The sequence below is a fragment of the Francisella uliginis genome, from assembly GCF_001895265.1.
Classification (GTDB): domain Bacteria; phylum Pseudomonadota; class Gammaproteobacteria; order Francisellales; family Francisellaceae; genus Francisella; species Francisella uliginis.
On record NZ_CP016796.1, the window covers coordinates 2,052,866 to 2,074,612 of the forward strand.

A 21,747-nucleotide genomic window follows, 5' to 3' on the forward strand; every position below is an offset into this window, starting at 1 on the left:
TCCCTCTCCCTTGTACTCTATATTATACGCGTACTTTCTTACTCAAACCAAGGAGCTCTTGCTTGCATAATTAAATCTGTTGCTTGTTTCTCATCCATAGCTACAATATCAAGCAACTCATCAACTGATAATTCTGCTAAATTTTCCATAGTAACTATATTGTTCTGAGCTAATTGATTTGCTAATTCTTGACTCATACCCTGCATATTAAGCAGGTCTTCTGCAGGCTCTCCATCTCCTAAAGCTTTTGATAAAACAGCAGCCTTAGCTCTTTCTTGAAGTTCATCAACAACATCTTCATCAAAGCCTTCGATTTCTAGAAGCTCATCTCTATCTAAATAAGCTAAATCTTCTAGAGTTTCAATACCTTCTTCTATCAACACTAAAGCAAAATCATGATCTATATCTAAAACTTCAACAAATTTTTCTACTATAGACATTTGTTTTTCTTCTTGCTCAGTATCTGATAAGACATTTATTCTCCAACCAATAAGAGCACTAGCTAACCTTACATTAACACCATTTTTACCAATAGCTTTAGATAGGCTTTCTTGTTTAACAACGATATCCATAGCGCTTGACTCTTCATCAACATTAACTTCCAAGATATCCTCAGAATCTACCGGAGATAAAGAATTAATTGCATATTGCACAGTATCTTCATCCCAAAGTATAACATCAACTTTTTCACCATTTAGTTCACTCATGATTGAATGAATCCTTGAACCTCTCACTCCCACACACGCACCACAAGGATCAATTCTTTGATCATTACTTTTAACTGTAACTTTAGATCTAAATCCTGGCTCACGAACAACATTTACTACATTTATAAGCTCCTCTTCAACTTCAGGAACTTCTAACTTAAATAATGCTTTTAACATTGTATCGCTTGCTCTGCTTAGCATCACAGTATTAGGCTTACCAAATTCATCCTGCTCAACAGTTTCTACACACGCCCTAATCTTGTCGCCCACACGGAATCTTTCTCTAGCTATAAGATCTTTCTTAGGTAAGATACCTTCAGCATTGTTACCAAGATCAATAATCAATATTTCATATGTAGCTCTTTTAACTTCACCATAAACAATATCGCCAATCTTCTCTTGATAAATTTTTGCTGTCTTTTCTTTCTCGAAGTTTTTGATTTTTTTCATTAAGATCTGCTTAGCCATAGTTGCAGCTATACGACCATATCCATCGACTTCTACAGGCTCACGAATTACATCGCCAGCTTTAACATCATAGCCTTTTTCTTGAGCAACATCTTCATATAACTCTTTTGAGTAGTCTATTAAGTCTTCATTTTCAGAAACAATATGCCAAACTCTATCAGCTGTAAAATCACCTGTCACTCTATCAATAGTAACTTCGATATTCATTTGCTCATCAAGCTCTTTTTTAGTTACAATAGCCAAAGCCTCTTCCATAGCCTCAAACAAAAGATCTTTTGAAATATCTTTTTCATTAGCTACAGTTTCTAATACTAACAATAATTCTTTGCTCATATCTAATTCCTTCTATCTAACTAAAATCCGGTGATACTCTTAGTCTTTTAAGCTCATCAAAATCAAAGCTCACCTCTTTGTTATTCTCTAGCTCTAGAATAACATTATTACCATTAACTTCTTTTAGCAAACCCTTGAACTTTGTTTGTGACTCAACAGGTGCTAAAGTAACAGCTTTTACATTGAAACCTATCAATGCTTGTGCTTGAGTTATATTAAAAATTTGGCGATTCATCCCTGGAGAAGATACCTCTAAGACATATTTCCCAGACACAGGATCTTCAACATCAAAGATTGCACTAACTTCTCTACTGACAGTTTGACAATCATCAACAGAAACACCATCCTCATGATCAATAAAGATACGTATAGTAACCTTACCACTTCCTACAACTTCAATTCCCCACAAAATATAGCCTAAGTCAGCTGTGATGGGTTCTACTATATCATATAAATCATCTAGTAACATTTTCACCCCTTAGATTTTGCATATCCTCAGATAGCAAAAAGGCCCTTGAAGGGCCTTTATAAAAAAATTCCTGATTGGTAGCGGGGGCTGGATTTGAACCAACGACCTTCGGGTTATGAGCCCGACGAGCTACCAAGCTGCTCCACCCCGCGTCTATAACCTTATATAATAACAGTGTTTTTCACTATGTCAAGACTTTTAATAGATCTTATTACAAATAGTTCTCTTCTAAATACTAAACTCTCTAATAGCATCTATCATTACTTTGACATTATCAGGATCTATATCCGGATAAATTCCGTGACCTAGATTCACAATATAATTATTTAGCTTATCTGATTGAATAAACTCCATATGTTTTTTTACCGTTTGTCTAATACTATCTGAAGTCCCATAAAGGAAAGCCGGATCAAAATTGCCTTGAAGAACTTTGCCAACACCAATTCTGTGGCGAGCCTGTTTTATAGTAACACTCCAATCGACTCCGACACCATCACAAGATTTACCTTTTAGCTCGTCATAAAAGTTTGCTCCACCTTTTGTAAAAAATACTATAGGGACATCTACTTTTTTCTTAACATTACTAGCAATATATTCCATATACTTTAAAGAAAATTCTTTATACTGCTCTAAAGGTAAGATACCTCCCCATGTATCGAAAATCATTAAAGAACTAGCTCCAGATTTAAGCTGCTCGAGTAAGTATATAACTGTGATATCTGCCAACCTCTGCAATAAAGCATGCATTAACTGAGGATTTGCGTACATCATTTTTCGCAACTTATTAAATTGTTTTGATCCTGAACCTTCAATCATATATGCAGCTAAAGTCCACGGACTACCTGTAAAACCTATTAAAGGCACGTTTATTGCTGATTTTGTTGTTTTAACAGCATTATAAACATATTCTAGATCTGCAGCGCTATCTTCTACAGACCTTAACTTTTCTAAATCTTTCTCTGACTCTATAGGATCTGAAAATACAGGCCCCACACCTTTAATAAATTTAAGATCCATTCCCATTGCTTCTGGAATTGTCAGAATATCTGAAAAAACAATAGCTGCATCAAGATCATAGCGATCCAACGGGTGCAGAGCTACCTCACAGCAAGCCTCTGCGTTACGGCACATATCCATAAAGTTCTCAAATTTTGACCTAACAGCTCTGTATTCTGGTAAATATCTACCTGCTTGACGCATAATCCATACTGGAGGCTTCTCTAATTTCTCTTGATTAAATGCATCCAAAAAAAGTTTTCTCATAAAATAATACCTCTTAGTCTCAAAGACGCTAACTAACTCTTAATTATATTTCTGATGATTATTATAGAAAATAAAGCAGCCTAAACATAGGGTGATTTTGCTTTAGAGTACTTTAATTACTTTATAATTAAAGCTATTTAATAAACTTATCCATTTTCCTATAGCTTATCGCCTCTTGTATAGCTGCTTTATCAACATCTTTACTGCCATTAATATCAGCTATGGTTCTAGCTACTTTTAATATTTTATAATATCCTCTTGCTGATAAACCGAGCTTTTCTATTGCTTGCGATAACATCTCTTTATTTTCCTTACTTAAACTACAAACTTGATCTAGCTCTTTACTACTTAACATCGCATTGATTTTATCTTGCCTTGCAATTTGGATCTGCCGAGCCTTTTCAACTCTCTGCCTTACATCATAACTCTTTTCACCGCGTAAGTCTTGGTTTGTCAAATCACCTTTAGAAAGCTCTAGAACCTCAACATGCAAATCAATCCTATCTAAAAGAGGCCCAGAAAGCTTACTCTGATAACGACGAATCGCCTGCATAGAATCTGTACACTCTTTAAACTGTGATCCTAGATAACCACAAGGACATGGATTCATTGCTGCGATTAACTGGAAGTTTGCAGGATATTCAACCTGACATCTTGCTCGAGAGATATTTACTATACCTGTTTCTAATGGCTCACGTAAAACCTCTAAAACTTTACGATCAAATTCTGGTAGTTCATCTAGAAACAAAACACCATTGTGCGCCAAAGAAATTTCACCTGGCATTGGATTACTTCCACCACCTACTAGAGATACTCCTGATGAAGTGTGATGAGGATGTCTAAACGGTCTTTTATAAAAGCTCTCTGCGATACCAGACTCTCCTTTAATTGATGCGATCATCGCAGATGAAAGAGCTTCTTTTTTATCTAGTGGTGGCAAAATAGAATTTAGCCTACTTGCCAACATTGTTTTACCGGTACCTGGAGGACCCACCAAAAGAATATTATGGCCACCTGCAGCAGCTATCTCTAAAGCTCGCTTAGCTTGATACTGCCCTTTAACATCCTCCAGATCTTCGTATAACTCATCAAAATTGATATCTGTCTCAAACTCGATTTTTTGTTTATCCATATCCCCAGACAAGAAATCAACGACCTGCTTAAGATCATCTAAAGCATAAGCTTTTACATCTTCAACAAGTGCAATTTCTTTTTCATTGTGAGCTGGGATAATTAGTTTCTTTTCATCATGTACACATTTTATTGCCATTGAAATAGCGCTAGATATTTTTCTAAGCTCACCACTTAGAGATAGCTCTCCTGCAAATTCGTATTCTTCAATATTCTTTGATGGATTAATTTGTCCAGAAGCATATAAAATCCCTAAAGCTATTGGCAAATCAAAACGCCCACTACTTTTAGGTAAATCAGCCGGAGCTAAATTTATAGTTATTCTTTTATTTGGAAAATTAAATCCTGAATTTATAATTGCACTACGGACACGATCTTTACTTTCTTTAACAGCTGCCTCAGGCAAGCCAACAATTAATAACCCAGGCAATCCATTCGATAAATGAACTTCTATAGAAACAGACAGAGCTTCAATCCCAAGCTGAGCTCTACTCTTTAAAATTGCTAATGACATATTAGCCTTTCTCATCAAGAAGCTTATCTAACTTTGCTTCTATCTGCTCAAGTTTTTGTCTTGTTTTTAACAATATCTTTTTTTGTGTCTCAAATTCTTCTCTACTAACAACATCAAGTCTTTTAAGACTTTTATTAACTATGTTCTCTTTAGAGTTTTTGATAACATCATTAATTGGACCTAAAATTTCCTTCATAATAACAAAAATTAATTATTTATAATTAGAAGTATAAGAGCTATGAAATAAATAGGCAATAATGATTAGATTTTATATGACGTTTGTGACTTGAGAAAGGACACCTAAAAGAAGCATAGGCATAATACCTAAGAATAATAAAACTAAACCATTTACACTTAATGCAACAAGTGTTGATAGAGAAGCCTCAACTTTACGATCATCTTCAGGCTCATCAAAATACATAGTTCTAATAACTCTGACATAATAGAATGATGCTATTACCGCCATCATTAACACAAAACATGCTAAGACATAATTACCATCATTTATTAAACCCATTACAACAAATAGCTTAGCTATAAATCCACCAAATGGAGGAATACCTGCCATTGAGAATAGAACTATAAGTAAAATAAATGACAACCAAGAGTTCTTCGTATTAAACCCTTTTAAATCTCTTAATGTTTGGACTTCATAACCACCAACACTAATAGTTGTAAGAACACCGAAAGCTGCTAATGCGGTAAATACATAAACCACCACATAGAAGCTTGCTGCTGTTAAAGCATATCCTTGAGGATTTAACGTTGTAGCTAAAAGTACAAAACCTATTTGTGAGACTGTAGAATATCCTAGTAGTCTTTTTATATTAGTTTGAGATAATGCAACTAAGCTACCAAAGAATATTGATAAGATACCAATCACCTTAAACAGGTACACCCAAGAGTCTTTTAATGAAGGGAAACCTACGAAAAGAATATTTACAAGCATTGCAAAAGCAGCCACTTTAGGAATAGTTGCAACAATATTAGCTACTGCATTTGGCGCACCTTGATAAACATCTGGTAACCACATATGAAATGGAAATGCTCCAAGCTTGAATAAGAATGTTGCAATCATCATTACCAAACATACAAGCAAGAACTTCTGCTCTAAGCCTGTAAAGTTATTATGTTCTAAAGCATGAGCTATTCCTGAGATATCTAGCTGGCCAGTCATTCCATAAACAAATGACATACCGAATAATAAAAGAGCTGAAGCAATCGCACCTAGCACAAAATACTTAATAGCAGCTTCTAGACCTTCACCTGAGTTTCTATAAATTGCTATCAAGGCATATAAAGGTAATGATAAAAGTTCTAAACCAACATATATAGTTATTAAACTATGTGCTGCTGTTAAAACCATAGCTCCTAATATACACAACATCAAGAGAGTATAAAAATCACCATCAGATATCTTTCTATCTCTGACATAGTCTCTTGAGTACAATGCTACAAAAAGAGATAGAACTAGTATCGTAATTTGTAAAGTATAGGCAAAACCACTAAATACAACCTGTCCTTCAAACACAGATCCACTTGACTGAAGCAAGTAGCTTTTAGCAAATGTTGCTATAAGAGCTAACACTGCAAATACTTGGAAAAATATATAATTTATATTTCTTATTTTTCCATGCAGGAATAATCCTGAAAACATTATAGCAATAATACCAACAGCTAATAATATTTCCGGTAATATGTAAAGTATTGATAAACTCATAATCAAAACACCACCTTATAGAGATAAACCAACAATATTTGCCGATGCAGCAGCTGAAAGATGCAATATCGGCTCTGGATAGAAACCAAACAATAAAGTCGGCACCGCTAACAATATAAATACAAACAACTCCATCTTATTCAAATCTGTAAGATTAGCCACCTGCGTAGATACAACCTCTCCAAAGAAAACTCTCTTATACATCCATAATGTATATATAGGAGCTATTATTAGAGTTAAACCTGCAATTAAGGCTATTAAAGGAGAATATTGGAATACTGCTAGTAAAATCATAAACTCGCCAACAAAGCCACTTGTACCAGGTAGACCAACATTAGCCATACAGAAGAGTAAGAAAAACGTTGCAAATATTGGCATAGTTTTAGCTACACCAGAAAAGTCAGAGATTTGTCTTGTATGCATTCTCAAATATAAGTAACCAATACCTATAAACATACCTCCTGATGAAAATGCATGAGCTATCATCTGAAACACTGCACCTTGAATAGCAAGCTGTGCATGAGTTGTTCCTAGAGCCGTATCTGCATCTTTTAGAATAAAGATCGAAAACAGACCAAGAGTAACAAGACCCATATGTGAGATTGATGAGTATGCGATTAGTCTTTTTACATCAGTTTGTGCTACAGCTACTATACCAACATAAACTATCGCAATCAGCGATAATATAATTAGAGCATATTCTAGAGATGCTGTAACTTCTGGCAACATTGGTATAGCAAATCTTAAGAAACCATAAGCACCTAGCTTAAGCATCAATGCTGCAAGTATAACAGAACCACCAGCTGGGGCTTCTGAGTGAGCATCTGGTAACCAAGAATGGAATGGCCACATTGGGATCTTAACTGCAAATGCTAAGAAAAATGCTCCAAAAACAAGCCACTGTGCAGTAAGAGTAAAGTTAACCCCACTTGCTAACGCCTGAGAATGTGTCGCCCAAGCAATAAAGTTTTGAATAGAGTAAGTATCTGCACTTACTAATATATCAGAAGGTGATGCCGCTACTTTTGTCTGTATATATAGTATTGCAGCTAATAAAAACACCGAACCGAAGAATGTATACATAAAGTATTTAACTGCAGCATATGCTTTGTTCTTACCACCCCAAATACCTATACCTAGACACGTTGGAATAAGCAACGCCTCCCAGAAAATATAGAATAGTATAGAATCTGTAGCACAGAAAACACCATTTGTTAGACCACATGTGATCAAAAATATCGCCATGTATTGTCTTACTTTAGTAGTGATTGATGTCCATGCAGCTAATACAATTACTAGTGTTGCAAAACATGTCAACACTATAAACAATACTGAAAAACCATCAACACCAAGACTATAATAAACATCATGCATACCAAAAACTTTGAACCATGTAACAGACTCTTGGAACTGCATAGCAGAGCTACCATAGTCAAATGATGTTACTAATGGCACACATAACACTAAAGTTAAACAGCTAAATACTAACGCAACCCAACGAGCAGCATCACCATTTAACTCTTTAGTTTTTGTTGCTAAGACAACAAAGCCACCAACAATTGGTAGCCAAATTATCAAACTTAATAAATAATTTCCTAAATTCATAATACAAATTTACCCCTAACCTGCCTAAACCAAAATCAGCAAAATCATAAACAACAGTACACCTATCATCAATACAAATGCATAGTCAAATAAATATCCACGTTGAATTTTTCTAAAACTATCACCTGTATGATAAATTAAGCTAGATGTGCCTTGCACAATTGCTTTATCTATGATGAATATATCTATAACTTTCCACAAGAAGTTACTAATAGCTAAGAAAATAGCTACAAAAACAACATCATATAGTGCATCGATGAAGTATTTTTTTACTAAAATATGATAAACAATTCCGATACCAGATTTTGTACTAGCTAAGGCTCTTGGAATGCTCGGAATCCATATATATAGCACATACGATAATACTAAAGCACTGATAGCCAACCAGAAAGGTACAGTTGAAACTGAATGCTTGATAAAAGTAAATGCATTTAAAGTATCTGGTTCATTTGCTAAGTCAGCTGTAACAGACATACCATGTAACCCTGCTTGAGCATATGAGCTTATTGTGTCACCAAATAACCCATGACTTTGCGATAGTATACTAGTAAAGAAGTACTCACCAATAAAAGCAGAAGGTATTGCCAATAAGATTAAAGGTATCAATATGCTTAAAGAAGACTCTTTAAGGTGTGATTTCTCTTCATCAGACATTCTCTCTTTACCATGAAATACCAAGAAGAACATTCTGAATATATAAAAAGATGTTACAAAGGCACACGCTAATACCATATAATATGCAAACTGATGACCAAACACTGTTGTTGTGTGGGCTGCCTCAATGATCAAGTCTTTAGAGAAGAAACCAGAAAATGGTGGTAATGCTGCAAGCGCCCATGCACCAATAAACATACATAAGTAAGTTACTGGCATATATTTTCTTAAACCACCCATTCTACGAATATCTTGCTCATGATGCATTGCAATAATTACAGAACCTGCTGCTAAGAACAATAATGCTTTAAACATTGCGTGAGTCATAAGGTGGAACATACCAATTGAGAACGCTCCAGCACCTTGTGCAACCATCATATAACCAAGTTGAGATAACGTACAATAAGCAATAACTCTTTTAATATCTGTTTGTACAATAGCGATTAAGCCCATAAATAAACAAGTAATCGCACCTATAATAAGTACAAAACTTAAAGCAGCTTCAGACAGGACAAACATTGGAGAAAGCCTAGCGACCATAAACACACCTGCTGTAACCATTGTTGCAGCGTGTATTAATGCTGAAATTGGTGTAGGACCTTCCATCGATCCTTCTAACCAAGAGTGTAATGGAAACTGTGCTGATTTACCCATAGCGCCTATAAATAGAAGCACACACATTAAAGTAACAGGACTAAAACTCATTCCTAAAAAGTGTACAACTTGAGTATTATCAATATTTGGTAAAGCCGCAAAAACAGTTGTATAGTCTACAGATCCTGTATATAAAATTACTGCTCCAATACCCAATAAGAAACCTAGATCCCCTATTCTGTTTACAATAAAAGCTCTTAAGCTTGCCACATTAGCGTTATCTCTATTAAAATAAAAACCAATTAGTAAATATGAGAATAAACCAACGCCTTCCCAACCAAAGAATAAAAGTAGGAAGTTGTTACCCATAACTAGACATAGCATTGCAAAAGTAAAGCCAGAGATATATGAGAAGAATCTCGCATACCCTTCTTCGCCTTTCATATAGCCGATAGAATAGATATGTACTAATGTTGATACAAATGTCACTATTAACATCATATATACTGTAATTCTATTTACAGTAAAACCAACATCAAAAGAAAACATATTTGAAACTGGAGCCCACTGATAATAGCTAACACTATAGACTTCAGAACCACCAAATACACCGCAAGCTAAAATCACACTAAGGACAAAAGAAAGTCCACATAGTAAAATTGTGAAAAAATTAACACCTGCATTTTTAACAGATTTACCACCAAAACCAGCAATTATTGCTCCTAGTAAAGGTGCTAAAACTATAACTGCGATTAATACAGCTGCTAGTTGATTACTTATTATCATAGCTTGATTAACCTCTCAGTGTATTAAGTTTACTTAAATCAATAGTTTTGCGTTTTCTCGATATTGCAACAACAATAGCTAAACCTATTGCCGTTTCAGCAGCTGCTACTGCCATTATAAAGAACACAAAAACTCCACCCATCGCTTGATGATGCATATTAGCAAATATCAAAAAGTTTGTATTAACTGCTAAAAGCATTAGCTCTATAGACATTAATAGTATAAGAATACTTCTTCTATTTATAATAATGCCTGCAACACTTATAACGAATAAAATTGTACTAAAAACTAATCCATCTGTAACTGAAACTGAGATACTACTGCCCATCTTTCGCACCCTCTTTATTACTTGGCATTTTCACCATAGTTAGACGATCTTTTGCTCTAACCTTAACCTGCTTAGCTGGGTTAACCGCTTTATTATCTTTACGTTTTGGTCGCAACGTTAGAGTTATCGCTGCAGTCATAGCCGCTAACAATATAAAGTCTATAAGCTCAAATACATATAGGTTATTGTTATTAAACATAGTTGAACCTATCACTTTCAATCCACCAACACCACCTTGCATAGTAGCATCTGCAAAAACATGTGTTACAGCATAGCTAATAATTGTCGCAAATATAGCGCAAACGATCACAGCAGCTAAAGCATAGAAAAATCTACCGACTCTCCCTTCTTTCTCAACATGTAGATCCAACATAAACACTACGAATAAGAACATTACCAGCACAGCGCCAACATAAACAACTATAAGCAATAATGCTAAGTATACTTGTTGTAAAATAATCCAAACTGCTGCTGTAAATATAAATGTAAATATCATCGCAATTACAGAGTTAACTGGGTTATTCCCCAACACTAATACTAATGCAGAAATAATAGCTAACGATGCAAAAATATAAAATAAAATATCTGTCACAATCATTTTCTTACCTAAAATCCTTATCTTGCAGTCTATCAGCAGCTATTTGCGACTCATATTTATCTCCTACAGCAAGAAGTTTAGCTTTTGTCATAATATTCTCACCACGCTCTTCAAAATGGTATTCCAAAATGTTTGTCTCAACAATTGAATCAACAGGACAAGACTCTTCACAATAGCCACAGAAAATACACTTAAACAGGTCTATCTCATAGCTAGAAGTTCTACGCGAGCCATCTTCTCTTTCTGTTGAATTAATTGTAATAGCTAAAGCAGGACAAACAACTTCACATAATTTACATGCAATACATCTTTCTTCACCATTTTCATAGCGTCTAAGGGCATGCAAGCCTCTAAATCTATTAGATATTGGAGTCTTCTCATCGGGATACTGTACCGTAACCTTACGCGTAAAAAAGTGCTTACCTGTTACTTTAAGACCTTTTAGAAGTTCCCACAGTAAAAAGGTTTTAAAAAAATTTGTTACATTTCTCATATCACTATCCTTTTACCACCAAGGCCCTAAGCCAAATCTAACCATACAAGCAACAACTACTACCCAAACAAATGTTAAAGGTATGAATATCTTCCAACCTAAACGCATGATTTGGTCATATCTATACCTAGGATATGTAGCTCTTACCCATAAAAACATAAACATAAAGATACCTGTTTTGCCAAACAACCAAATAACACCAGGTACAAAGCTAAATAGATGCTCTAAAGGAGTCGCTTGGAATGGAGAATTCCAACCACCTAAAAACAAGATAGCTGTCAAAATACTAATTAAGATCATATTTGCATATTCCGCTAAGAAGAATAAAGCAAATCTAGCTCCTGTATATTCTATATGATGTCCAGCAACAATCTCCGATTCACCTTCAACAACGTCAAAAGGAGCTCTATTTGTCTCAGCTATACCAGCAATAAAATATACAATAAATAGCGGAAACAATGGAATAAAGTACCAGTGCCATATCCCACCAGCTTGAGCCTCTATAATGCCTGTAATTCCCATTGAACCTGCTGCAATCACAACACCCACAATAGAAAAACTCATAGCTAGCTCATATGATATAACTTGAGCGCCTGCTCTTAAAGCTCCAAATAAAGAGTATTTATTATTTGACGCCCAGCCTGCTATTACAATTCCATAAATTGAAAATGAGGTCATTGCTAATATATACAACAACCCTAAGTTCATATTTGATAGCACAACGCCTTTTGAAAAAGGAATAACAGCCCATGCTGCATACGCTGGCGCAAAAGCCAAAATAGGTGCAATAAAAAATAAATATCTATTTGACTTATTTGGAATAATTATTTCTTTTAAGAAAAGTTTTAAAGCATCAAATATTGGCTGTAATAAACCAAATGAACCAACCCTATTTGGACCTAATCTATCTTGCATATAGCCTATAACTTTTCTTTCAGCATAAGTATAATACGCAACAACTAATATTAGAGGAATTATTATTAACAATGTATACAGTACAGTCCATAAAATATACGTTATCATATTACTTCTCCTCTTCTACTAGTTTGATATTTACACTATCTCCTAGCATAAAATCTTTAAACAGACTTCTTGGAATCATAATATTTTTAGCCTGCAAACTTGCATCAACAACAACTTCCGGGTTTATCTCATTATCTATATCATAAATCCTAACAGTCCCTGACTCAGTTTTTAAACCTATATCATCAGCTAGTTCTTGAGATATTCTTACTCCAACAAATCTTTTAGCATCTTTTGTTTGCTGTAGTGGCTCAGCTCTTCTAAGCAAACTACTAGAACCATAAGTCGGATTAGATGCTAAAAATGCTATATTTTTTTGATAGTCAAGATTGGCATTTAATATTTGAGTAACATGATTTATAGACACTCTAGCTCGATTAGCATAAGCATCTTGAGAAACCTCATCTATAGAGTTATACTCAAAACCTTCTAGATCAAGAAGATTACCAATCACTCTTAGCACTCTCCACAACTCTTTATTTTCAGCATAAGGCTTAACAACCTGCTTAAAGTCCTTCTTAGTACCAAACATATCAACAAAACTACCACTAGTTTCGTAATGAGTTGCTATTGGAATAATTATATCTGAGGTATCTTTAGTAAATTTATCTGCAAATGGAGTAAAACTTACAACTATATCTATATCATCTAAAGCTTTTCTAAGCTTCTGTTCACCATACAGGCTATCCTTAGCTAACTCAGTATGAGCTGTTAAAAGAAGTTTTGTATTAGTTTGACCATTTAGACATTTATAAGTGCTAAACTTCGATTTAGAAGAACTTAATATTCTATCTGCAGCCACTGAGTTAACACTACTCGCTAAAACACCGCCTTTAATATTTGTAACTTTCTCTAAAACATCTAAGACACAAAAAACAGTTTCAAAGCCATCAGAGTTAACGATATCTTGACCAATAATTATCTTTGGATTTTCCGCAGCTATTATTCTATCCGCAGCTTCTCTTATTTCTGCAGCAGGATCAACCTTCCTTAATATCTCATCTAAATCACCATAAGGTAGATTTGCTCTGACAAAAATTGCTTTAAGCAATGATAAAGCTATGTATTGAATATTATCTGCAGCTAATCTGACCTGCTTAACGTCATAGTTAAAACTATAATCACAAACATTCCAAGCAACAGCTTTAGCACCGTTTTTATCTACCGCATCTTTAACAGCTAAGTTAACCAATGGATATTCTTTTCTAATATTAGAGCCAAAGACTAATATAAAGTCACTTTCTCTGATATCATCCAAAGAACAACTAAGGCCTTTACCAGAGCTAATTCCTGAGATATCAGCATACTGTCTCACACGAGCATCTATATTTTTTGATCCTACAGAGGCTAATAGCTTTTTCATCAAAAACATTTCTTCTGATGTTGAAGCTTCAGACATAATAGCCGAAATAGCATCAACTCCATCTTTTTCTTTAGTTTTTTCAATAGCCACTTTAACAAAGTCAAGAGCCTCTTCCCAAGAAACATTAGACCAACCACCTGATTTTTTAATCATTGGTTGCTGAATTCTTTCTTGACTATATAGGCCAGCATACTCAAACCTATCTCTATCAGCTATCCATGTTCCTGTCGTCTCGCTTTCTCGAGGTACAACCCTAACTAGCTTGTTTTGATAAACATGGGCATTTATCTCAGTAGCTAAAGCATCACCTGCTGAAATTGCTGGATATTGCTTAAGTTCCCATGATCTTGCTTTAAATCTAAACGGTTTTGATGTAAGAGCTCCAACAGGACATAAATCAATGACATTACCAGATACTTCTGAATCAACCATGTCTCCTGAAATATAAGTACTGATAGAAGAATGGTCTCCCCTACCCATAACACCAAGCTCCTTAACCCCAGCAACCTCTTCGCCAAAGCGAACACAACGCGTACACAAAATACATCTCGTCATATCAGTTGCCACTAATGAACCTAAATCAGGATCTTCCACAGCTCTTTTTGTTTCAACATATTCAGAAGCTGTTTTACCATATCCCATAGCGATATCTTGAAGTTCACATTCGCCACCTTGATCACATATAGGACAGTCTAAAGGATGGTTTATTAACAAAAACTCCATCATATCTTTTTGCATTTTTAATGCAGCTTCTGAACGAGTTTTAATCTTCATACCATCCATAATAGGTGTCGCACAAGCTGGAGATGCTCTTCTAGCACCCTCAACATCGACCAAACACATTCTACAATTGGCAGCTACCGATAATTTTTTATGATAGCAGAATCTTGGAATGTAAATACCATTCTCATCTGCAACCTCTATAATTGATTGATTAGGCAAGGCTTCATAATTCTTACCATCAATCTCTATATTTATTCTTTTGGATTCTTTATTGTCTGACACAGAACTACCTCAATCAACTATTGATCCACTATACTTTTACCATTATTCTCAATCATATATACAAACTCATCTCTAAATTTGTTTATATAACTTTGCACTGGCCATGCTGCTGCATCACCTAAACCACAAATACTATTTCCTTCGATATTTGTCGCAACTCTTACAAGACTATCTATATCTTCAGGCCTACCGTCACCGGCAACAATCCTATGTAATGTACGAGCTAACCAACCAGTACCTTCTCTACATGGAGTACACTGACCACAAGACTCTTCATGATAAAAATCAGCCAACCTAGCTAAAGTTCTTACCATACAAGTAGTTTCATCTAGAACTACAACAGCTCCAGAACCAAGCATTGAACCAGCTTCAGCTATAGATTCATAATCCATGTTAGCATTCATCATTTCTTCGCCTGTTAAAATCTTTGAAGAGCTTCCTCCAGGAATCACAGCTTTTAACTTATTGCCATTACGCATGCCACCGCACATCTCTAATAGCTCTTTAAAAGGCATCCCTAAACCAATCTCAACCACTCTTTGCTTTTTAACATGTCCAGAAACACAAAACATTTTTGTACCGCCACTTTTTTCAGTACCTAACTTCTTAAACCACTCTCCACCATGCTGCAATATTGCAGGGACTGAGGCGTAAGTTTCTGTATTGTTTATATTTGTTGGCTTGCCATACAAACCTACAAACGCCGGAAACGGTGGCTTAAATCTTGGACGTCCCTTTTTACCCTCTAAAGAATTTAAAAGAGCAGTCTCTTCACCACATATATATGCGCCAGCACCAACAGCAGAATACAAATCAAATGAAATTCCTGATGATTTTATGTTAGAGCCTAAAATACCTGCTTGATATGCTTCTATAAGAGCATCTTCAAACCTTCTTATCGGCTCATAAAACTCGCCTCTAGTATAATTATAACCAGCTGTAGCGCCAACCACATAACCAGCGATAGCCATACCTTCAATAAGTTGATGTGGATTTCTTCTTAAGATCTCCCTATCTTTACAAGTCCCAGGCTCACCTTCATCTGAATTACAAACTACATATTTTTGCCCAGGTGTATTACGTGGCATGAAACTCCACTTTAACCCTGTAGGAAAACCTGCTCCGCCTCTACCTCTAAGACCAGATATTTTTAACTCTTCTATTATCTGTTCAGGAGGGATTTTTTCAGTTAATATCCTATTCCAATAAGAATACCCCCCTACAGATAAGTAAGACTCTAAACTGTGTGACTCATCCAAATGCAGGGTTCGAAAACAAACTTCATTAGCCATTTACAACTACTCCAAAGAATCAATAAGTTGATTCACTTTTTCTATAGTCAAATTTTCATAAAAAACTTTATCCACCTCTAACATTGGTGAACCACAACACGCACCTTGACACTCTACTTCTTTCAGAGTTATACGACCATCTTTTGTCGTTTGGCCAGGTTTAATGCCAAGTTTTTCCTCAATATGCTTTAAGATATCATACGCTCCGTTTAACATACACGAAACATTAGTACAAAGGTTTAACTTATGCCTACCAACTGGTTTAAGATCATACATACAGTAAAATGTAGCAACCTCATAAACGTCAACTTTGCTAACTTGCAGATACTCTGCTAAAGCTGTTTGTAAATCATCAGTTAAAAAACCACCGTTTTGGTCTTGTAAAATATGTAAACCTTCTAAAATAGCAGATCTTCTTTGATCTGCTGGAAATTTACTTAAAACCCTATCAATATCTTCTCTCGCTTGCGGCGATATTAAATCTACTAAAGACATCTTTCCTCTACCTATCCACATCACCAAACACAACATCAATTGTTGAGATAATTGCTGGAGCATCTGCCAACATATGTCCCGCCAACAACTCATCCGTTGCACTAATATTTGCAAAACCTGGAGCTCTCATTTTCAACCTATACGGTTTATTCGCACCATCTGATCTTATATACACCCCAAACTCACCCTTAGGATGTTCAGTACCAACATAAACCTCGCCTTCTGGAGTACAATACCCTTCTGAAAAAAGCTTAAAGTGATGAATCAACTCTTCCATATTATTTTTCATCGCATTTCTTTTTGGAGGAGCAACTTTAAAATCTTCAGAAATTACAGGACCAGGATTAGCTCTTAGCCAATCAACACACTGCTTCATAATCTTATTTGACTCACGCATCTCTGCCATTCTAACAAGATACCTATCATAACAGTCGCCATTAGCTCCCACAGGAATATCAAAGTCTAACTTATCATAGACCTCATATGGCTGAGCTTTTCTGATATCCCAAGCAACACCACTACCTCTAAGCATAGGACCTGTAAAACCAAGTTCTTTAGCTCTCTCAGCAGTAACAACACCGATATCAACAGTTCTTTGTTTCCAAAGCCTGTTATCTGTTAAAAGAGTATCAATCTCATCAAGTGACTTTTCAAAATCAACAACAAAAGAGTCTAAAAAGTCTAACATGCTACCTTGTCTATTAGCATTTATCTTTTTATTTTTTCTTTTACTAGTAAACCTAGTTTGCTGATATTGAGGCATTTGTGTCGGCAAATCTCTTGCCACTCCGCCTGGTCTAAAGTATGCTGCATGCATACGCGCGCCAGATACCGCCTCATAACAATCAAAAAGATCTTCTCTAACTCTAAAAGCATACAAGAAAACAGTCATTGCACCCAAGTCAATACCACAGGCAGCAACCCATAAAAGATGGTTAAGAATCCTTGTCATTTCAGCAAATAGCACTCGAATATATTGACCTCTTTCTGGCACTTCCAACTCAAGTAATTTCTCTATTGCCATGACATAAGCATGCTCATTACACATCATTGATACATAATCCAGCCTATCCATATAGCCAATACTTTGATTATACGGCTTAAACTCAGCAAGTTTTTCCGTACCTCTATGTAGCAACCCTACATGAGGATCTGCTCGAACAACATTTTCACCATCAAGTTCTAAAATAAGCCTAAGAACACCATGTGCCGCCGGGTGAACTGGACCAAAATTCAATGTATAGTTTTTATACTCTGCCATTTCATAAATCCACAGTTTTATTTAATTACGAATAACTCTTGGCGCATTTACTCTGTCATCAATCTCTACAGGCTCATACACAACTTTACCAAGATTCTCATCGTAGCGCATTTCAACATAACCAGTCTGAGGGAAATCTTTTCTTAAAGGATGCCCCACAAAACCATAATCTGTTAGAACTCTTCTTAAGTCAGGATGATTGTTAAAATAAATTCCAAACATATCATAAACTTCTCTTTCAGCCCAATTAGCTGAAGGCCAAAGATCACTAACAGAGTCTATCAAGATAATTTGCGAGTCTTTTAGCTTACATTTAACTCTAACACGAGCATTATTTGCCATACTTAATAGCTGATAAACAATCTCAAATCTATTCGTAACATCTGCAGTTTTAAAGTCTTGCTGACGCGCTCTTGAAAAGCCCTGCTGTGACACGACTTTACCAACCTGCCAGTCAGACTGACCATAAGTCAAATAGTCAACAGCTGTCACATCAGTTAATTGCTCAAAAGAATATCCTTTTTTAAGCTTTTTAAGAACAAGATGAATATCTCTTTGATCTTTCACCTCAATCGTAATTTCATTATAAGCAATATAGCTTTTAACACCTAAACCATCTAAAACCTTATTTAGATTATTAAAATGGTCCTGTAAAGAAACGCCCACTACTACTTCCTCGCTATAGTATTTGTTCTAACAATCTTGTTTTGCAGCTGTATGATTCCATAGACTAAAGCCTCAGCGGTTGGAGGACATCCTGGAACATATATATCGACAGGAACGATCCTGTCACAACCTCTAACAACAGAATAAGAGTAATGGTAATAACCACCCCCATTTGCACAAGAACCCATAGAGATTACCCACTTAGGATCTGGCATCTGATCATAAACTTGTCTTAAAGCTGGCGCCATCTTATTACATAAAGTTCCAGCCACGATAAGAACATCTGATTGTCTTGGAGAAGGTCTAAAAACAACTCCAAACCTATCTAAATCATATCTTGCAGCACCTGCGTGCATCATCTCAACAGCACAACATGCTAGACCTGTTGTAACAGGCCATAAAGATCCAGTTCGTACCCAGTTTATAAGCGCATCTGCACTTGCTGTTATGAACCCTTTATTTTCGTTACCTATTCCCATTCTAAAGCTCCTTTCTTCCAGGCATATATCAAACCTAGAAACAGCACAACTAAAAATATAATCATCGCCACAAATGCGTGCCCTGAAATAGCTGGAAAGCCAGCACTAGCTCTCAAATTTATCCCCCAAGGAATAATAAACGCTAGCTCTAAATCAAAAACTAAGAAAAGCACCGCAATCAAATAAAATCGTACATCTAGCTTTTCTCTAGCATCACCAAAAGTTGGGAAGCCACACTCAAATGTTTCACCCTTTGTTTCTCCTGGATTATTCGCACCAACAATAGTAGATAATACCTTACCAACTATTGCAAAAGTAGCACCCAACCCAAAAGCAATAATAAGAAATATCAAAATCGGAGCAAATTGCTCATAAACACTAGTAACCATAGAAGGATTTTATAAATATAATTAGTAAGCCAATGATAGCATAATTAACCCCTAAGTACAAAATTAGAAGCGCATTAACACTAGATGTATAACCAAAAAATTCATACAACACATTGAATTAACATATAATTCACAAAATACTAACTTATAACTAAAACAAAGCATATCGATGACGTTTTAAGCAAATCTATCATCTAAAATACTTTTAATATTTGCATTAAAGGTAAGAACTATGTCAAAATTCATTCTAGAAATAGTCATAAAATATAAAAAATGAGTCCTAAAAATTTTGATCTAAAAAAGTTTGGCTTTAAGGTCACCCAACCCCGCTTAGAAATATTAAAACTATTTGAAGAAAATCTTGAAAAACATTTTAGTGCTGATGATGTATTTTCTGAACTTAAATCTCAAGGAAGTAGTACTGGTATAGCTACTGTATACAGAGTTCTAGGACAGTTTGAATCAGCTGGAATAGTAAGTCGGCTTAAGTTAGATAACGACCAGGTTATGTATGAATTAAATCAAGGGAGCCATCATGACCACATCATATGTATCGAATGCAATGAAATTCAAGAGTTCTACAATGAAGAAATAGAAAAACTTCAAAAACAAATTGCTGAATCATTTGGCGCAGAGTTAATAGATCACAGCTTAAACCTTTATGTCAAATGTAAGTCTTGCCGAGAAAAATAGTTTTAGTTTATAGTCTGCCTAAAATAACTCTTTATATACCATCTCTAGGCAATTGTGGTTATCACTTAATAAATATAGACTCTTTCCAGTAGCTCCATAGCCGGATAATTTTATATTCAAAGGATTTAGACGCTCTGAAATATTATTTAGTAAACTTGGTATTTTATCTAAATTATTTCCAATAATAGCTGTTAAAAGTAGATTATGCTCTAAACTTATCTCTACTTCTCTCAACTGTGCTAAATCTTTAAGTATCAACTGCTCTATAACATAGTCAATCTGAGTAATAACAAAAGAAAAATTCGTCGCTGTTAACTTAAATATCTCAGCATTTAAATCATACTTTTTTAAAACTAAAAACACCTGATTCGCTATACTCGATATATCTTGATTTAAAGATTTTATATTAATTAAAGTTTGCTTTCTCCTCTCGGTAACAGCCTTAATCATACTATTCTTATTTACTTTATCATTATCTATATAAGTACCACCTTTATCCGGCCAAAAAGTAGAACCTACAAAAACCTTAGTATTGCTTCTTAACACTGGTTGTAAGGTATCTGGATGCAGAACTTTTGCTCCAAAATTTGCCAGTTCAATAGCTTCCTCAAAACTTATTTTTTCTATTACCTGTGATTTAGGTATAAGCTTTGGATCTGCTTGGTAAATTCCTGTAACATCTGTCCAAATATATAACATATTTGCCTTAATAGCCTCAGCTACAAGAGCCGCTGAATAATCACTCCCTCCTCTGCCTAAAACTGTTGTCTCACCCTGTCTATTTGAGCCAATAAAACCTTCTAATACAAATATCTTAATAGTGTCATTTAGATATTTCTTTGCCTGCCTAGCAATATTCTCAAGAATAGGTTTTGCTTTAATATAACAGCCTTGAGTTTTTATAATTTTTTTTGCATCGATATATTCTGAGTTTATATTATTATTCTTCAATGCCTGATTAAAGATGCATGCCGAAACTCTCTCTCCAAAAGATAATATTTGCGCATGTAATTTTAGGTTTTGTGATTTAGCTTGATATAGTGTCAGACATAAAACATCTAATTCACTAAATAGAACTTCTATATGGCGCTTTATAATACTTCCAACATCATTAACAATAGGATCTATAATGCCATGCAGTTTGACTATAATTTCTTTATAATCAGTAATATTGCTAGCTAAAAGTTTATCGAGCAAATTAGTAACTCCTGCTTGAGCACTTACTACAACAATTGCTATATCATTATTCTTTTTTACTATATTAATACATTTTTGTATTGCAAAAATATCCCCTACACTAGTTCCCCCAAACTTGGCAACACTAATATTTTTTTTCATAAAATTATTTTTTTGTAATTAATGGTTGCATTTAAATATATTCTAAATGATAATGATTATCAATATTAATTAACAGGATA

At 35.0% G+C, this 21,747-nt stretch carries 21 protein-coding genes and 1 tRNA gene; 1 reads left to right on the plus strand and 21 read right to left on the minus strand.

Annotated elements, in window-relative coordinates; translation table 11 throughout:
- Positions 1-38 precede the first annotated feature (38 nt).
- From nusA to ndhC, 20 genes are all read right to left on the minus strand, one after another.
- Complete coding sequence (gene nusA / locus F7310_RS09535; protein ID WP_072713353.1) at positions 39-1,508, minus strand: transcription termination factor NusA; 1,470 nt, start codon at positions 1,506-1,508, stop codon at positions 39-41.
- 16 nt (positions 1,509-1,524) lie between these two features.
- Positions 1,525-1,977, minus strand: coding sequence for a ribosome maturation factor RimP (gene rimP, locus F7310_RS09540; protein WP_072713354.1), 453 nt, complete (start codon positions 1,975-1,977; stop codon positions 1,525-1,527).
- A 75-nt stretch (positions 1,978-2,052) separates the two neighbouring features.
- Positions 2,053-2,129: transfer RNA gene (locus tag F7310_RS09545), tRNA-Met, on the minus strand.
- A gap of 76 nt (positions 2,130-2,205) precedes the next feature.
- The gene (hemE, locus tag F7310_RS09550) at positions 2,206-3,240 is read right to left on the minus strand and encodes a uroporphyrinogen decarboxylase (RefSeq protein ID WP_072713355.1); all 1,035 of its coding nucleotides are present in this window, start codon (positions 3,238-3,240) and stop codon (positions 2,206-2,208) included.
- Between the two features lie 133 nt (positions 3,241-3,373).
- The gene (locus F7310_RS09555) at positions 3,374-4,885 is read right to left on the minus strand and encodes a YifB family Mg chelatase-like AAA ATPase (protein WP_072713580.1); all 1,512 of its coding nucleotides are present in this window, start codon (positions 4,883-4,885) and stop codon (positions 3,374-3,376) included.
- Between the two features lies 1 nt (position 4,886).
- Positions 4,887-5,081: an accessory factor UbiK family protein gene (locus F7310_RS09560; RefSeq protein WP_072713356.1), complete on the minus strand. Its 195-nt coding sequence runs from the start codon at positions 5,079-5,081 to the stop codon at positions 4,887-4,889.
- A gap of 72 nt (positions 5,082-5,153) precedes the next feature.
- Positions 5,154-6,605 (minus strand): NADH-quinone oxidoreductase subunit N, encoded by a 1,452-nt coding sequence (locus tag F7310_RS09565; RefSeq protein WP_072713357.1) that lies wholly within the window; start codon positions 6,603-6,605, stop codon positions 5,154-5,156.
- A gap of 15 nt (positions 6,606-6,620) precedes the next feature.
- Positions 6,621-8,210, minus strand: a complete 1,590-nt coding sequence (locus tag F7310_RS09570) for a complex I subunit 4 family protein (protein WP_072713358.1) — start codon at positions 8,208-8,210, stop codon at positions 6,621-6,623.
- 24 nt (positions 8,211-8,234) lie between these two features.
- Positions 8,235-10,244: an NADH-quinone oxidoreductase subunit L gene (gene nuoL, locus F7310_RS09575; RefSeq protein ID WP_072713359.1), complete on the minus strand. Its 2,010-nt coding sequence runs from the start codon at positions 10,242-10,244 to the stop codon at positions 8,235-8,237.
- Between the two features lie 7 nt (positions 10,245-10,251).
- Entirely contained in the window at positions 10,252-10,572 is a 321-nt protein-coding gene (gene nuoK / locus F7310_RS09580) for an NADH-quinone oxidoreductase subunit NuoK (RefSeq protein WP_072713360.1), read from the minus strand.
- Positions 10,562-11,170: an NADH-quinone oxidoreductase subunit J gene (locus F7310_RS09585; RefSeq protein WP_072713361.1), complete on the minus strand. Its 609-nt coding sequence runs from the start codon at positions 11,168-11,170 to the stop codon at positions 10,562-10,564. The genes nuoK and F7310_RS09585 overlap by 11 nt, the downstream gene beginning before the upstream one ends.
- A 4-nt stretch (positions 11,171-11,174) precedes the next feature.
- A complete protein-coding gene (gene nuoI / locus F7310_RS09590) occupies positions 11,175-11,663 on the minus strand; it encodes an NADH-quinone oxidoreductase subunit NuoI (RefSeq protein ID WP_072713362.1) in 489 nt (162 codons plus the stop codon).
- Positions 11,664-11,675: 12 nt separating this feature from the next.
- Positions 11,676-12,686, minus strand: a complete 1,011-nt coding sequence (gene nuoH, locus F7310_RS09595; RefSeq protein ID WP_072713363.1) for an NADH-quinone oxidoreductase subunit NuoH — start codon at positions 12,684-12,686, stop codon at positions 11,676-11,678.
- 1 nt (position 12,687) lies between these two features.
- Complete coding sequence (gene nuoG / locus F7310_RS09600) at positions 12,688-15,054, minus strand: NADH-quinone oxidoreductase subunit NuoG (protein ID WP_072713364.1); 2,367 nt, start codon at positions 15,052-15,054, stop codon at positions 12,688-12,690.
- A gap of 17 nt (positions 15,055-15,071) precedes the next feature.
- Positions 15,072-16,346: an NADH-quinone oxidoreductase subunit NuoF gene (gene nuoF / locus F7310_RS09605; RefSeq protein ID WP_072713365.1), complete on the minus strand. Its 1,275-nt coding sequence runs from the start codon at positions 16,344-16,346 to the stop codon at positions 15,072-15,074.
- 6 nt (positions 16,347-16,352) lie between these two features.
- Positions 16,353-16,841, minus strand: coding sequence for an NADH-quinone oxidoreductase subunit NuoE family protein (locus F7310_RS09610; RefSeq protein WP_072713581.1), 489 nt, complete (start codon positions 16,839-16,841; stop codon positions 16,353-16,355).
- A gap of 7 nt (positions 16,842-16,848) precedes the next feature.
- On the minus strand, positions 16,849-18,102 hold the full coding sequence (locus F7310_RS09615) for an NADH-quinone oxidoreductase subunit D (RefSeq protein ID WP_072713366.1): 1,254 nt from the start codon (positions 18,100-18,102) through the stop codon (positions 16,849-16,851).
- Positions 18,103-18,123: 21 nt separating this feature from the next.
- Positions 18,124-18,768 carry an NADH-quinone oxidoreductase subunit C gene (locus tag F7310_RS09620; protein WP_072713367.1) on the minus strand — a complete coding sequence of 215 codons (645 nt, stop codon included), beginning with the start codon at positions 18,766-18,768 and terminating at the stop codon, positions 18,124-18,126.
- A gap of 2 nt (positions 18,769-18,770) precedes the next feature.
- Positions 18,771-19,247, minus strand: coding sequence for a NuoB/complex I 20 kDa subunit family protein (locus F7310_RS09625; RefSeq protein ID WP_072713368.1), 477 nt, complete (start codon positions 19,245-19,247; stop codon positions 18,771-18,773).
- Positions 19,238-19,636, minus strand: coding sequence for an NADH-quinone oxidoreductase subunit A (gene ndhC, locus F7310_RS09630; protein WP_072713369.1), 399 nt, complete (start codon positions 19,634-19,636; stop codon positions 19,238-19,240). The genes F7310_RS09625 and ndhC overlap by 10 nt, the downstream gene beginning before the upstream one ends.
- Positions 19,637-19,909: 273 nt before the next feature.
- Here ndhC and F7310_RS09635 point away from each other — a divergent pair, with 273 nt between their 5' ends.
- Positions 19,910-20,329 carry a Fur family transcriptional regulator gene (locus F7310_RS09635; protein WP_072713370.1) on the plus strand — a complete coding sequence of 140 codons (420 nt, stop codon included), beginning with the start codon at positions 19,910-19,912 and terminating at the stop codon, positions 20,327-20,329.
- 18 nt (positions 20,330-20,347) lie between these two features.
- On the opposite strand, the gene F7310_RS09640 is transcribed toward F7310_RS09635, so the two are convergent.
- Positions 20,348-21,667: an aspartate kinase gene (locus F7310_RS09640; RefSeq protein ID WP_072713371.1), complete on the minus strand. Its 1,320-nt coding sequence runs from the start codon at positions 21,665-21,667 to the stop codon at positions 20,348-20,350.
- Positions 21,668-21,747 lie beyond the last annotated feature (80 nt).

Coding starts and splice junctions, on each gene's coding strand:
- F7310_RS09610 (WP_072713581.1), bottom strand. CDS start 16,841: ATGTCTTTAGTAGATTTAATATCGCCGCAAGCGAGAGAAGATATTGAT.
- F7310_RS09625 (WP_072713368.1), bottom strand. CDS start 19,247: ATGGGAATAGGTAACGAAAATAAAGGGTTCATAACAGCAAGTGCAGAT.
- F7310_RS09560 (WP_072713356.1), bottom strand. CDS start 5,081: ATGAAGGAAATTTTAGGTCCAATTAATGATGTTATCAAAAACTCTAAA.
- F7310_RS09640 (WP_072713371.1), bottom strand. CDS start 21,667: ATGAAAAAAAATATTAGTGTTGCCAAGTTTGGGGGAACTAGTGTAGGG.
- F7310_RS09585 (WP_072713361.1), bottom strand. CDS start 11,170: ATGATTGTGACAGATATTTTATTTTATATTTTTGCATCGTTAGCTATT.
- F7310_RS09565 (WP_072713357.1), bottom strand. CDS start 6,605: ATGAGTTTATCAATACTTTACATATTACCGGAAATATTATTAGCTGTT.
- nuoK (WP_072713360.1), bottom strand. CDS start 10,572: ATGGGCAGTAGTATCTCAGTTTCAGTTACAGATGGATTAGTTTTTAGT.
- rimP (WP_072713354.1), bottom strand. CDS start 1,977: ATGTTACTAGATGATTTATATGATATAGTAGAACCCATCACAGCTGAC.
- nuoF (WP_072713365.1), bottom strand. CDS start 16,346: ATGGCTAATGAAGTTTGTTTTCGAACCCTGCATTTGGATGAGTCACAC.
- nuoL (WP_072713359.1), bottom strand. CDS start 10,244: ATGATAATAAGTAATCAACTAGCAGCTGTATTAATCGCAGTTATAGTT.
- F7310_RS09635 (WP_072713370.1), top strand. CDS start 19,910: ATGAGTCCTAAAAATTTTGATCTAAAAAAGTTTGGCTTTAAGGTCACC.
- nusA (WP_072713353.1), bottom strand. CDS start 1,508: ATGAGCAAAGAATTATTGTTAGTATTAGAAACTGTAGCTAATGAAAAA.
- F7310_RS09555 (WP_072713580.1), bottom strand. CDS start 4,885: ATGTCATTAGCAATTTTAAAGAGTAGAGCTCAGCTTGGGATTGAAGCT.
- F7310_RS09570 (WP_072713358.1), bottom strand. CDS start 8,210: ATGAATTTAGGAAATTATTTATTAAGTTTGATAATTTGGCTACCAATT.
- F7310_RS09615 (WP_072713366.1), bottom strand. CDS start 18,102: ATGGCAGAGTATAAAAACTATACATTGAATTTTGGTCCAGTTCACCCG.
- nuoI (WP_072713362.1), bottom strand. CDS start 11,663: ATGAGAAATGTAACAAATTTTTTTAAAACCTTTTTACTGTGGGAACTT.
- hemE (WP_072713355.1), bottom strand. CDS start 3,240: ATGAGAAAACTTTTTTTGGATGCATTTAATCAAGAGAAATTAGAGAAG.
- ndhC (WP_072713369.1), bottom strand. CDS start 19,636: ATGGTTACTAGTGTTTATGAGCAATTTGCTCCGATTTTGATATTTCTT.
- nuoH (WP_072713363.1), bottom strand. CDS start 12,686: ATGATAACGTATATTTTATGGACTGTACTGTATACATTGTTAATAATA.